This window comes from Succinimonas sp. (assembly GCF_045225735.1).
GTDB lineage: Bacteria > Pseudomonadota > Gammaproteobacteria > Enterobacterales > Succinivibrionaceae > Succinimonas.
In genome coordinates, this window is the sequence record NZ_JBGVBR010000252.1 from 1 (window position 1) to 12,056 (window position 12,056).

13 protein-coding genes are annotated in these 12,056 nt (G+C 54.8%); 10 read left to right on the forward strand and 3 right to left on the reverse strand.

Going from position 1 to position 12,056, the window contains the following annotated elements; all coding sequences use genetic code 11:
- Nucleotides 1–1,002: tetratricopeptide repeat protein (locus ACJROR_RS09030; protein ID WP_406546819.1), on the forward strand; the 1,002-nt coding region annotated here is incomplete at its 5' end.
- Nucleotides 1,003–1,217: 215 nt separating this feature from the next.
- Here ACJROR_RS09030 and ACJROR_RS09035 read toward each other — a convergent pair.
- Nucleotides 1,218–1,853, reverse strand: a complete 636-nt coding sequence (locus ACJROR_RS09035) for a rhomboid family intramembrane serine protease (protein WP_406546820.1) — start codon at nt 1,851–1,853, stop codon at nt 1,218–1,220.
- Nucleotides 1,854–2,166: 313 nt separating this feature from the next.
- Between ACJROR_RS09035 and ACJROR_RS09040 the strand changes: the two genes are divergently transcribed.
- From ACJROR_RS09040 to ACJROR_RS09060, 5 genes are all read left to right on the forward strand, one after another.
- Nucleotides 2,167–3,147 (forward strand): BON domain-containing protein, encoded by a 981-nt coding sequence (locus ACJROR_RS09040; protein ID WP_406037627.1) that lies wholly within the window; start codon nt 2,167–2,169, stop codon nt 3,145–3,147.
- 327 nt (nt 3,148–3,474) lie between these two features.
- A complete protein-coding gene (gene rfaD / locus ACJROR_RS09045) occupies nt 3,475–4,434 on the forward strand; it encodes an ADP-glyceromanno-heptose 6-epimerase (RefSeq protein WP_406042904.1) in 960 nt (319 codons plus the stop codon).
- A gap of 66 nt (nt 4,435–4,500) precedes the next feature.
- Entirely contained in the window at nt 4,501–5,802 is a 1,302-nt protein-coding gene (locus tag ACJROR_RS09050; protein ID WP_406042902.1) for a dicarboxylate/amino acid:cation symporter, read from the forward strand.
- Between the two features lie 340 nt (nt 5,803–6,142).
- Nucleotides 6,143–6,871: a hypothetical protein gene (locus ACJROR_RS09055; RefSeq protein WP_406042900.1), complete on the forward strand. Its 729-nt coding sequence runs from the start codon at nt 6,143–6,145 to the stop codon at nt 6,869–6,871.
- A 116-nt stretch (nt 6,872–6,987) separates the two neighbouring features.
- Entirely contained in the window at nt 6,988–7,581 is a 594-nt protein-coding gene (locus tag ACJROR_RS09060; RefSeq protein ID WP_406042898.1) for a superoxide dismutase, read from the forward strand.
- A gap of 178 nt (nt 7,582–7,759) precedes the next feature.
- On the opposite strand, the gene ACJROR_RS09065 is transcribed toward ACJROR_RS09060, so the two are convergent.
- Both ACJROR_RS09065 and ACJROR_RS09070 read right to left on the reverse strand, forming a co-directional pair.
- Nucleotides 7,760–8,146 carry a diacylglycerol kinase gene (locus tag ACJROR_RS09065; RefSeq protein WP_406546821.1) on the reverse strand — a complete coding sequence of 129 codons (387 nt, stop codon included), beginning with the start codon at nt 8,144–8,146 and terminating at the stop codon, nt 7,760–7,762.
- Nucleotides 8,147–8,394: 248 nt separating this feature from the next.
- The gene (locus ACJROR_RS09070; protein WP_406546822.1) at nt 8,395–9,039 is read right to left on the reverse strand and encodes a MutH/Sau3AI family endonuclease; all 645 of its coding nucleotides are present in this window, start codon (nt 9,037–9,039) and stop codon (nt 8,395–8,397) included.
- A gap of 224 nt (nt 9,040–9,263) precedes the next feature.
- On the opposite strand from ACJROR_RS09070, the gene ACJROR_RS09075 reads away from it, so the two are divergent.
- The 4 genes from ACJROR_RS09075 to ACJROR_RS09090 form a co-directional block, all read left to right on the forward strand.
- Nucleotides 9,264–9,920, forward strand: coding sequence for a DNA-3-methyladenine glycosylase I (locus tag ACJROR_RS09075; RefSeq protein ID WP_406546823.1), 657 nt, complete (start codon nt 9,264–9,266; stop codon nt 9,918–9,920).
- Nucleotides 9,921–9,972: 52 nt separating this feature from the next.
- Entirely contained in the window at nt 9,973–10,230 is a 258-nt protein-coding gene (locus tag ACJROR_RS09080) for a hypothetical protein (protein WP_406042890.1), read from the forward strand.
- Nucleotides 10,231–10,404: 174 nt separating this feature from the next.
- The gene (locus ACJROR_RS09085; RefSeq protein ID WP_406042888.1) at nt 10,405–11,541 is read left to right on the forward strand and encodes a polyamine ABC transporter substrate-binding protein; all 1,137 of its coding nucleotides are present in this window, start codon (nt 10,405–10,407) and stop codon (nt 11,539–11,541) included.
- 267 nt (nt 11,542–11,808) lie between these two features.
- On the forward strand, nt 11,809–12,056 hold a 248-nt coding region (locus ACJROR_RS09090; protein WP_406546824.1), incomplete at its 3' end, for a hypothetical protein.

The window sequence follows — 12,056 nt, forward strand, 5'->3', positions numbered from 1 at the left end:
GGCATCGGCACCAGAGTGGATCCTCGGGAGGCTTACCGCTATTACCGCGAGGCGGCCGCCAACGGCAGCCGGCAGGCGGAGTACGAAGGAGCTTTGCTGGTGCTGAAGGGCTTCATTCCCGATGCGAATTATGCGGAAACCATTACCACCCTCAGGAAGCTGGCCGACGGAGGCATGCCGGAGGCGGCTTATCAGTTCGGGCACATTCAGTTCCTGGGCAACGGCGTGCCCCGGGATTTTATTCTGGCCGAGGAATACTTGAAGAAGGCGGTGGACAAGGGAGTAAAGGAAGCCTTTATGCCCTATGCCACGGTGCTGGACTTCAAGGGCGACTTTGATAATGCGGCTCTGTGGTATAAGGTGCTGGCCGATGAAAGCATCGGCACCGAGGTCAGCGCCGAAGCCGCAGCCCGGCTGGGCGAGCTTTATGAGACCATGGGCAAAACCAAAGAGGCCAAGCGCTATTATCAGCAGGCCTATGATGCCGGAATCCGCTCTGCCGGAGTCAATCTGGGCCGGCTCTACTACATTGAAGAGGATTTCTCCAATGCGGTGAGCATCTTCAAGCGCGAGGCTTTGGAAAGCTCAGTGGCAGCTACCTTCATGGGGCTTATGTACGATCTGGGCAAGGGCGGCATTGCCATTAACGAGGTCAAGGCTCTGGAATGGTATGACAAGGCCGTGAAAAACGGCAATGTGGATGCCATGTATCTGGAAGGCCGGCTCCTCCATACGGCGAAGACTCTGCCCGATCACATGACGGCTGATGCCCGGAATCTGCTGGAATCCGCCGCCTGCAACGGCAATGTGCAGGCCGGACTTTACCTGGGAACCGTGTATTACCCCCTGGATTCTGAGCATTATGACATGGGCGCCGCCTGGCTGCGCTACACTGCGGAAAAGCTGGAATCCAAAAAGGCTCAGGATGTGCTGAACAAATATCAGTTCAACGGCAGCGGGAGCTACAGTCAGGTGCTGGAGCGCTGCGGTTTAAAGCGCTGACGAGTAAAGCACTGACAGAGTAAGTGTTCAGAAAGTCTTTATTGTTGATACCCCGGATATCCCGGCTTTTGCGGGATTTCCGGGGTTTCTGTTTTCCGGAAAGGCTTCCGGGGAGCGCCAGGCGGGAGATCTGAAGCAAGGCGGAAGAATATTCAAGGGAGTCCGGAGTACCCGAAAAGCAGCGTCTTATCCCGCGCTTAACACCTCCGGATCCGCTAGATAAGATGCCAGAAGCGGGACAGGAGCGCGGGCTCCAGCATTAGCGGAAAAACAAATCCGAATACCGAGCCGCAGACATGGGCCATATGATTCACGTTCCAGACCCTCCAGCGGTGCATGGCAATGCTGGCCGGAATGAACAGCAGGGCAAAGAGGTACCCCGGAATGGAAATGGGCACGAACATCAGAGACAGCCTCATCCCGGGAGCCATCAGAATGGCTGCGAAAAGCACTGCCATGGTGGCTCCGGAGGCTCCGAGGGAATACTCGCTGGGCTTGTCGCGGTATTTCACAAGACCGAAGCTGCAGGCGACAGGGAGGGCCAGAAGATACAGGAGGGCGTAATAGCATTCCCCGGCAACGCTCCCGAAAATCTGCCGAAAAAGATCCTCAACATGGAACCCGAAAAAGCCCAGAACCAGCATATTAAAGATGAGATGCCAGTAGCCCATATGGATGAAGCCGTGGGTAAAAAGCCGCCGGAATTCCTTCCGGTGCCAGACGGCCCAGGCGGAAAACATCATTTTGTCATGCCATTCGGGCCGCCGGATCTTCCGGGGCAGGGGATTAATTCCGGGATAGGTGATGAGGGAGATTACCACGGTAAAGGCAATGAGGAATGCGGTTATCATACGGGAAGTCCTGTTTCAGAAAAAGGTTCTCGGAAGAATGCTGTCAGAAGAAGCAGTCAGAAGTTTACAAAGAATCCGGCCGGCGGTAAACCGGAATTAGAGGGGATCGCGCCGGGCGGCCGGGGCTCAATCCTGATACCGGGCTTTCGGGGTGAAAAATAGCTGTCAGGCATGAATCTGTGCTAAACTTTTCACCGGAAAACCGGTGCTCCTCCCGCGGGAGAAAACCGGCAAATATGCACAATACTATTCAGAAAACTTTTTTCAAACACGGAGATCTGCGGCGATGACCCTGCGGAGAATTTCAAGAATTATGTTACTGGGAGCCCTGGCGGCTTCCCTGAATACCGGCTGCGTTACTGCTCTTATCGGAGCCGGAGCCGTGGGTGCCGTAGGCGCCGGCTCCATGATTGCCGCTGACAGCAGAACTGCCGGCACCATGATTGACGATGAAGCCATCGAGCTCAAGGGGAGCCGCATTATTTCCAACAATCGCGAGCTTTCCAGGGCCAGCAAGATCGAAATAGTTTCGGTAAACGGCATTGTGCTCCTGGCCGGACAGTGCCGCTATCCGGATTATGTCAAATACATCAAGGAAAAGGTAGCCAAGCTGGACGGCGTGAAAAAGGTCTACAGCTATATCGAGGATATCGAACCTGTTTCTCTGGGCCAGAGATCCCAGGATTCCTGGATCACCAGCAAGGTGAAGACCGGGCTTCTTTTCGGGGAAAAGATCAATTCCGGCCGTTTCAAGGTGGTTACCGAAAACAGCGTGGTCTATCTCCTGGGGTATGTTACCCGGGATGAGGCTGCCCGGGCGGTTTATGTCTCCAAAAACATTGACGGCGTCCGGAAGATCGTAAGACTCTTTGACTACATGGGCGAGAATGAGCATCCGGCTCCCATCTTCGGAGAGGGGGATAACCCCGTCGAAGCCAGCGGGGATGCCGCCGGAACCAGGCCGGCAGCGGACAAGCCTTCATCTTCCGGCGCCGCGGCTCCGGTTTATCATGAGGAAAGCTATGCCTTGGAGGATGCCCTGCCGGTTAATGAGGCTCAGCCGGAGCCTCAGGCAACTGAGCCGGCAGCTCCGGCCGCCCCCGCAAAACCGGCAGCCGAGAGGCCCGTGATCCCCATGACGGAGGATATCAAAGCGAACTCTCCCGCCAGAACTTCCAAGCCGGTTCCGGTTGAGGAGGTCAATGTTAAAGCATCCAGTCCTGCTGCTTCAAAGCCCGCCGCCGCTCCCACCGGAGTGGTTAACGACGACGATGACAGCTTTATCATCGAGTAATCAGTTTCCGGAGGTCTCCTCCGGTTTTCCCGGCCGTTTTTCTTCGGCCGGGGGCTCTCCGGAGATCCCCGGGATATCCGGATGCCCCCTGAAAATCTGAAACCATTCTCAAACCTTTATCCCGTCAATATTGAAGAATTAAATCCCGTGGGTTAAAATGCCCGAGACCGGTAAGTCCCGAAGGGCTTATCCGGATAAGGCCGGCTGCCGGAAGCCCCGCGGGGCGGCGCCGGGGCGCGGTTTAATTTTTTTTGCGGCGCGGGCTTTCCCGGATCTGAGCTCAGGCTTGTATCCGGAGGAAGACGCCGTTTCTGGGAATAGCTAACTATGATAATTGTAACGGGCGGCGCCGGCATGATCGGCAGCAACATTGTCAAGGCTCTTAATGACAAGGGTTATCGGGACATTGTTGTGGTGGATCACCTGAAGAACGGCAGAAAGTTTCAGAATCTGGCGGATCTTGATATCTGCGATTACCTGGATCGCGAAGATTTTATGAAGAGGATCCTGGAAGGGGATAATTTCTTCGACTGGGGCGGCATCGAGGCGGTTTTTCATGAAGGAGCTTGTTCCTCCACCACCGAGTGGGACGGCCAGTACATCATGCGGAACAACTTTGAATATACCAAGAATCTGTTCCATTACTGCGTTAACCGGCGCATTCCCTTCTTATACGCCTCCTCGGCCTCTACCTACGGCGGCCGCACGGATCACTTCATCGAGGAGCGGCAGTTTGAACAGCCCCTTAATGTTTACGGCTACTCCAAGTTCCTCTTTGACCAGTACTTCAGAAAGCACCAGAAGGAAATCTCCTCCCAGGTGGTAGGACTGCGCTACTTCAATGTCTACGGCCCCCGGGAGCAGCACAAGGGCAGCATGGCCAGCGTGGCCTTCCATCTTAACAATCAGATGCTGGCCGGGGAGAATCCCAAGCTGTTCAAGGGCTGCGACGGCTATCCTGACGGCGGTCAGATGCGGGATTTCGTCTTTGTGGAGGACGTGGCTGCCGTTAATCTCTGGTTCTGGGAGCATAAAGGCCCCTCGGGAATTTACAACTGCGGCACCGGACACGCGGAGCCGTTCTCCAATATCGCCAAGGCGGTTATCAAGCACCACGGACGCGGCAAGATCGAGTATGTTCCCTTCCCGGAGCATCTGGTAGGGCATTACCAGAGCTTTACCGAGGCCGACCTCACCAAGCTCCGCATGGCCGGCTGCGATGTGCAGTTCCATGACGTGGCCTCCGGAGTGGCCAAGTACCTGGAATGGCTGAACAAAAAGGACTGATCCTGACAGGTGATGTTTGCAAGGCCGGGTCTCCGGCCTTTTTCATGAAATAAGGACTATACTGCGATGACCGATATTCCCAAGGCCGCCGGGAGGAAAAGCTCCTGGATATTCGCCGGCCTTTACGCCCTCGCGATTATTCTGGGCATTCTGAACGGCTGCTGTCCCACCGGAGCCGGATCCGCCCTGGCCAAATTCTTTTCCGAGGTGTTTATCAGACTCTTCGGCTTTGTGAGCGTTCCGGTAATCGGCGTTACCATCTGTCTCACCATTGCCAGTCTGGGATCCTCAGCGGCTTCCCGTTCCCTGTGGCGGAGAACTTTGACGTACACCCTGCTGACTACCGCGCTTTCGGCTGCCGTGGCGGCGGGACTCTACCTGCTGGCCTCTCCGGGCAATTATGCTCCGGATCCCGGAACCCCGGCGCCTGATACCCCGCGGCAGGTTTTAAGCAATGGGACGGACTATCTTGACCATATTATCAGCGTGATCCCCGGCAACATTCTGAGTCCGGTGGTGAACGGCAGCGTGCTCAGCGTGCTTCTTATCGCCATTGCCACGGGCATTGCCATCCGCTTTATCAGGAACGGGGAACACCAAAGGGCGGTAAAAAGCCTTCTGGGCGGCATTCAGGACATTCTGTTCATTTTCATATCCTGGATCATTAAGGCGCTTCCTCTGGGCATTTTCGGGTTCGTGTCCGTGTGCGTGGCTGATTACCGGGCTTCCGGATCCGGTCTGGGGAGTCTCCTGACCTACTTTTCAGTAGTAGTCGGGGCCAATCTGATACAGGGACTTTTAGTGCTGCCGCTTTTTCTGCTGGTTAAGCGCCTCAATCCCCTCCGCATTATGAAGGGCATGTCCAAGGCTCTCCTGGTGGCGTTTTTTTCCAAATCCTCCGCGGGAACCCTGCCGGTAACCATGGAATGCGCCGAGAAGGAGAACGGCATCCATCCCCGGGTGTCCCGCTTTGTGCTTCCCGTATGCACCACCATTAACATGAACGGCTGCGCGGCCTTTATCCTCATCACCGTGGTTTATCTCATGCAGAATAACGGCACTCCGGTTACGCCGCTTCTGCTTCTTTCCTGGATCTTCATTGCCACGGCGGCTGCCGTGGGAAATGCCGGCGTCCCCATGGGCTGCTTCTTCCTGTCCGCGAGCCTCCTGGCTTCCATGGGAGTGCCCCTGGAGCTTCTGGGGGTGATCCTGCCGGTTTATGCCGTGATCGACATGGTGGAGACCGCCCTTAATGTCTGGTCAGACTCCTGCGTCGCTGCGGCGGTTAATAAGGATCTCGGCGCCAGACTGGAGGAGCTCCCGGAGGCCGGAAGCCCGGGAGAAAAAGCCGGAGAGCAGGCGGGTTAGCCGGCGCTCTCGCTTTGGCGGGATCGGTTTTCGGGGATCCCGCTTTTTCTCACACATACTCACACTCACACACGCTCTCTTCCTTTCTTTCTTCCGCCCGGTTTTCATTCCTCCCTCCGGCAGGTCTGGCAGGTCTGGCAGAGACCGGTCTGGGTGATTTTTTTTCCGCTGTCCTGCGGAAAGTCCCCGGAAAAAGCTGATAAAAGGTGTCAGGAGTTGAATTTTTAAGGTAACAAATAGACGAATCCCTTTCCTTTGTGTTAAATTGCAATGTAGTGCAAGTGGTGCATAGTGGTGCATTGGCATTAACGGGGCATCCCGGTTTTTAGGAGTTTTATTAATGGATAACAATGAAAACGGAAGTTATAACGTAAGCAGCGCCGGAATGATGTTTGATCCTGCTGTTATTCAGGAGATCCATAAGCGCCATGAAATCAGGGTACGGGATGTGCAGGACAAGGTCAGCACCCAGTTCGAGGATCTGAAGTGCCTGGGCCGGGCTCTCTGGAAGGCTCAGAAATTCGAGGATCTGATTTTCGGGAGACTTAAGATCCCCTTTGAGCTCCTGAACAACTACATAAAAACCCTGAAAACCTCCGCCTTTATGTCGGATCTGGTGCTGGGGGCTTCTCCCTCCGGCGACCTCATGGTGAGCTTCAGAAACAGCAGACTGGGTCTCGTGCTTCTTACCCTGGGGATCAATGACATCATTTTCGGAAAAAAATACGCCGGAGTCACGGTGGTGCTGAAATCCTGGGAGCTTCCGGAGGCCTCCTGGCTCACCCGCAATCTTATCAAGCTGGGCATTATGAAAACCGGACTGGATACGGGCTTTTTAAACCAGCATCTGGGTTCTGTGAAGTTCCATAAGGGCAAAGCCCGTAACGAATACCGCATTGACTGCACCGACACTTTGCAGTCGCTGTTAAATGAAAATGAAATTTCCCTGGATATGGTCAGGCTTCTGGGCTGGGAAATCTTTGAGGGGATTCTGCAGCTCCAGATCTCCATCAACACGGAGCGGCTGTCGGCCTATCTGAAGAGAAGAATGCCGATTCTGTTCGATTAACTTATACATGGGATTACATGACGGGAAGGCGTTACCGATGTCATTCCCGCACTGGTTTCACCCGGGCAAGGCGCAGGTCTTTCCGGTATCTTCGGTGATTTCAAGAGGTGTTTACTATGTCCATTTTCCTACCTGAACTTAAGTACGGCCTGGATAAGCTGGAACCCTTCCTTTCTCAGCGGGCTCTGGATTTTCATTACGGCAAGCATTTCGTCAACTATATCAATGCCGCTAACGCCCTGATCAAGGATACCGAGTTTGACGATATGTCTCTCCGCGCGATTGTGAGAAGAGCTGACGGCGCTCTTTTCAACAACGCCGCTCAGGTTCTTAATCATGAGATTTTCTTTAACAGCATGGCCCCTCAGGAGACCGCCATGCCGGAGGCGGTGCGGGATCTTGTCTTAGGCAGCTTTAATTCGGTGGAAGAGCTCAAGGAGCAGATCTTCAAGAGCGCCACCGCTCATTTCGGATCCGGCTGGACCTGGCTGGTTTATGATGCCGCCACCGGAAAGCTTGAGATCCGGAATACCGGAAACGCCGCGAATCCCATCACAGAGGGACTTGTCGTGCTTCTGGGCCTGGATCTCTGGGAGCACTCCTACTATCTGGATTATCAGAACCGCCGCGCTGACTATGTGAAGGGCTTCCTGGAGCATATTGACTGGAGCTATGCGGAACGCCACTACGTGCGGGCTCTGACCCGGTAAGGCCGGACTTCAGGATTTCGTAAGCCGTTCTCTCCGGAGGGCGGTTTTTTTATGTCCGGAGGATACGGTAGCGGGGATGAAAGCGCGAAGAGAGCTCCGGCGGCGGGCTTTTCGCCGTTCCTGAACCGGAGCCTGAGAGAGGGAGTCCCGCTTTCGGAGATGCCTGCCAGGCAAAAACTCAGGCAAAATGCCAGTCGGTGTAGTTATCTATCAGAATGACCGCCCAGATCACCGCGGTGTAGGTCAGCATGAGAAATACGGCGGCGCTTCCCAGATCCTTGGCCCGGCCGGAGAGCTCATGGTACTCGTCTCCGATGCGATCCACCACCGCTTCCACGGCGGAGTTCAGAATTTCGGCCAATAAAATGAAGAACGGGCCGGACAGAAGCAGGATAAACTGCAGGGATCCCCGGCAGACAAAAAAATCCAGTATCAGCAGAATTGCGGCGATGAGGAGATCCTGCCGGAAGGCGGCCTCATTCTTAAAGGCGGCCCGAAAGCCCTTCATGCTGTATTTGCCGGCATTGATAATCCGGGTAATGCCGGAGGCTCCGGTTTTAGCCATGATGTTCTCCTTACTTAAACAAGACAGAGGTCAGCAAAACTGACCTTAGGAAAAGTTTTTCCCGGGCGAAAGAAAGGTTATTTCGGAAAGCAGCCGGGGTCATGTTTTCCGGCTATTTTACTCCGGCGGCTTATTTTTAGAAAAATTGATTTTGCCGGAATCGCCGGGTTTTATCACATGAGACTCCGGCCGGAAAATTTGCCGCATCCGGAAAAACAGGGAAGCGGAAACAGAAGAAAAGCGGCGCCTCAGCGGGGCATGTCCCGGAGCGCGGCGTTTTCCAGTATCCGGGCGGTAAAGTCCTTTCTGAGATACCAGCTGAACACCCGTTTCCCCTGAAAACTTCCCGAAGGCCGGAGGTGCAGGGCGGTGCCGATGCTGGCGGAGATCAGAAAGTCCGATTCTTCATCGGCTTCATCCCGGGCGTTCAGCAGGGCGATAATTTCGGCAAAGTCCTCCCGGAGCGTCCGGAGCTCACCGGGATCCGGCTCCCAGAGAAAGGCCTGGCCCAGATGCCGCTCCCGGAGGGGGACTCCCGGCTCGCCCTCCACCGGAAACCAGAGCACCCGGCGGAGCTTGTTGTAAACGTTGGAGTTTTCAAAAGAAGCGCCGGCGGCATGATGGAGGATGCAGACATGAGTGGTTTCTCGGGGTTTGCCGTTCCAGCCCACCGGAATGGTTTTAAGTTCAATGTCCAGATGGGGAAAGTCCTGGAGGGGGTGGGAGCCCGCTCCGGCACCCAGAGCGATTTCGATAAGCTGTCCGGTGAAGCCCTTGGCAGAGCCCGGTCTTTCCGGGAGAGGGGTCATAAGCCGTGCGGCCAGTTCCCCTACCGTGAGTCCGGCGAGATAGCGGGCTCTTTTTAAAAGCTCTTCCTGATTTTCCGGCAGCATGGTTCCTCCTGATTGCCGAAGCTGTTACTGTCGCATATTGATGCTGCTGCAATGATATGGCTGCAATGACGCAGTCGCAATGATGTTGTCGGGAAGTCTCTTATCCTGAAACCGCGGCATTATAGCAGATCCCGGGGGATTCCTCCGCTCTCTCCCGCTTTTGCATTTCCGGTTTTCCGTGTAAGATCCTTCAGAAAACGGCCTTTTAACAAGGAGCCCGCCATATGGATAACGATAATGCCAGACTTCCCGGATACTGCTCCTACTGGAACGGGAGCTCCCCTGCGGAAAGACGCTATCATGACGAGGAATGGGGCGTCCCGGTTCTTGATGATCGGAAGCTTTTTGAAGCGCTGTCTCTGGAGGTGTTTCAGTGCGGCCTTTCCTGGGCCACTGTCGCCAAAAGAAGGCCGGTTTTTAGTAAGGCCTTTCAGGATTTTGATGCTGTCAGGGTGGCCGCATTCACTGACGAGGACGCGGCAAGGATCATGGATACGCCCGGGATGATCCGTTCCCTCCCCAAGATCCGGGCCGTGATTGCCAATGCCCGCTGCTTTCTGGAGCTCCGGAGGGAATTCGGCTCCTTTGCCGCTTATCTCCGGAACCGCGCCGGAGGCTTTCCCATAGTTTATTCCGGCCACTCCCGGGGGCTTGTTCCGGCCAGTAACGGTCTTTCCCGGGATGTCGCCCGTGATCTCAGATCCCGGGGCTTCCGGTATCTGGGCCCGGTTACGGTTTATGCCTTCCTGCAGGCCGCGGGAGTGATCAACGATCATGATGCCCGCTGTCCCTGCTTTCAGAGGATTAAGGCCGCCTTCCCGCCCCGGGAATGCCCGCCTGACCGGGAGGAGGATCTCAGGGATTACGGCGCTGCCTCCTGATGGCGGACAGGGTTTTCCCGGGGGATTCCGGGGTGTTTCGGAGAAAATGTTTATGATTATTTTGTGGATTCTGATCTTTGCACTTGCGGTTATCAATGCCGTTCTCCTGACTCTTTTTATGTCCTATGTGTCCCAGGCCCGCAAACAGAGCTCCCGCGCCATGGGGGTGGAGGCGGATGCCTTTCATCACTGCATCCTGAAAATCGGCTATCTGGAAACTAAAATGGCGGAATCCGAGGCCAGAATCAAAGCCCTGGAGCAGGAGCTTTCCGGACTCAGGATGAGGCTCCGGGGGCCGGATGCGGAATAGCAGGGGGAAGGGCCGGTTTTCAGAGATTTTATCTTGCTGAATTTTTTTTGATGTGCTACTTTTGCTTTTGCGGTGATTCCGCATATTTCTGACCAGTCAGCGCGACATGATACGACGCCTGACAATTACCGTTCTCCGTTCTGCGGAGCCGTATCTTGGGAGATGATAGCTAAAATGTTCAAGAAAACACTTACCTCGGCAATGCTGGCATTGACCGCTCTGGTATCCTTTAATGCTCAGGCGGAGGAAGAGAAGGTGCTCTATGTTTATAACTGGAGCGAATATATGGAGCCTTCGGTAATTCCGCAGTTTGAAAAGGAAACCGGGATCAAGGTTACCTACGATGTGTTTGATTCCAACGAGGTTCTTGAGGCCAAGCTGCTTTCCGGCAAATCCGGATACGATCTTGTCGGCCCCGGATCCGATTTTCTGGCGCATCAGATCGCGGCAGGTGTTTACAGACCTCTTGAAAAGGAAAAAATGCCCAATCTCAAGTATAACGATCCCCAGAAGATGCAGGATCTGGCCAAGGTAGATCCGGGCAATCTCTATGCCGTTCCCTACATGTACGGCACCACCGGCATCGCCTATGACAAAAACAAGATCAAGAAGTACCTGGGCGAGGACTTTGTGGTGGACAGCTGGGATGTGTTCTTCAAGCCGGAGATCCTCTCCAAGCTGAAGCCCTGCGGCGTGGCCGTGTTAAATGCTCCCACCGAGATTATCCCCACCGCCATGCATTATCTGGGACTGGATCCCCTCTCCACCAATATCAAGGATTACGAGCCGGCTGAGAAGCTCCTGAGCGAAATGGCCAAGAATGTTACCTACTTCCATTCCTCTCAGCTGGTTAACGACATGGCCACCGGCGATCTCTGCATCGTTATTGCCTGGTCCGGCGACCTGATTCAGGCCGGCAGAAGAGCCAAGGAAGCCGGGAACGGCGTGGACATCGAGTACATCGTGCCCAAGGAAGGCGGTCTCATTTACTATGATACCCTGGCTATTCCCAAGGATGCCGACCATCCCCAGAACGCTCAGCTGTTCATTAACTTCCTGAACCGTCCGGAAATTCTTTCCCGCATCTCCTCCTACATCGCCTTTGCCAGCGCCAATCTGGAGGCGGAAAAGCTGGTAATTGACGAGGTGAAGAACAATCCGCACATCTATCTTCCGCCGGAAATGATGCCGAAGATGTTCATGGTGAAGCCTCTTTCTCCGAAGCTCACCCGGGGCATTACCAAGATGTGGGATCGCATCAAGGTAAGCGGCGGCCGCGACAGCTCCAAGGATGAAAAGGACGAGGAGTGATTTAAGCCGGAAGCTGACCGCCTGAAATAAGGAGATCAGCCTGGAAGGACAGAAGACTTAGCAGGAAAGAGGCTTCAGATGAGGCCTCTTTTTTTATTCCCGGCCCCGGGGCGTATTTTGCGGGAAAGCCGCAAGTTTTTTCAGGGAGCAGGTTTTATAATTTCAGTGATGAGTCCGGCGCGGAGCCGGCTGCGGCAGAACCCGGGCGTGCCGGTATTTCCGGAAGGGAACGGACTTTCCGGAGGATTATGTGTTCAGGGAGATCCCATGAAAAATCTGTTATCCGCCTTTGCGGCGTTTTTAAGCGCCTTTATGATTCCCGGATGTCTGGCCGGAAATATCGATGACAAGCTCTCAGGCACCTGGATCTGCACCTCGCCCCAGAGAGGCGGCAAGCCTGCTCTTGAACTGGAATTTCCGGGAAACGGCCAGATAACCCTTAAAAACCTTCTGGAGGAACCGGTAACCATAAAATACGAGATCCCGGAAAGACCCTATATGGAGCAGCCGGAACC

Bases quoted from the DNA above. Each gene is read 5' to 3' on its own strand.
- ACJROR_RS09035 (WP_406546820.1), bottom strand. From the start codon at position 1,853: ATGATAACCGCATTCCTCATTGCCTTTACCGTGGTAATCTCCCTCATC.
- ACJROR_RS09040 (WP_406037627.1), top strand. From the start codon at position 2,167: ATGTTACTGGGAGCCCTGGCGGCTTCCCTGAATACCGGCTGCGTTACT.
- rfaD (WP_406042904.1), top strand. From the start codon at position 3,475: ATGATAATTGTAACGGGCGGCGCCGGCATGATCGGCAGCAACATTGTC.
- ACJROR_RS09050 (WP_406042902.1), top strand. From the start codon at position 4,501: ATGACCGATATTCCCAAGGCCGCCGGGAGGAAAAGCTCCTGGATATTC.
- ACJROR_RS09055 (WP_406042900.1), top strand. From the start codon at position 6,143: ATGGATAACAATGAAAACGGAAGTTATAACGTAAGCAGCGCCGGAATG.
- ACJROR_RS09060 (WP_406042898.1), top strand. From the start codon at position 6,988: ATGTCCATTTTCCTACCTGAACTTAAGTACGGCCTGGATAAGCTGGAA.
- ACJROR_RS09065 (WP_406546821.1), bottom strand. From the start codon at position 8,146: ATGGCTAAAACCGGAGCCTCCGGCATTACCCGGATTATCAATGCCGGC.
- ACJROR_RS09070 (WP_406546822.1), bottom strand. From the start codon at position 9,039: ATGCTGCCGGAAAATCAGGAAGAGCTTTTAAAAAGAGCCCGCTATCTC.
- ACJROR_RS09075 (WP_406546823.1), top strand. From the start codon at position 9,264: ATGGATAACGATAATGCCAGACTTCCCGGATACTGCTCCTACTGGAAC.
- ACJROR_RS09080 (WP_406042890.1), top strand. From the start codon at position 9,973: ATGATTATTTTGTGGATTCTGATCTTTGCACTTGCGGTTATCAATGCC.
- ACJROR_RS09085 (WP_406042888.1), top strand. From the start codon at position 10,405: ATGTTCAAGAAAACACTTACCTCGGCAATGCTGGCATTGACCGCTCTG.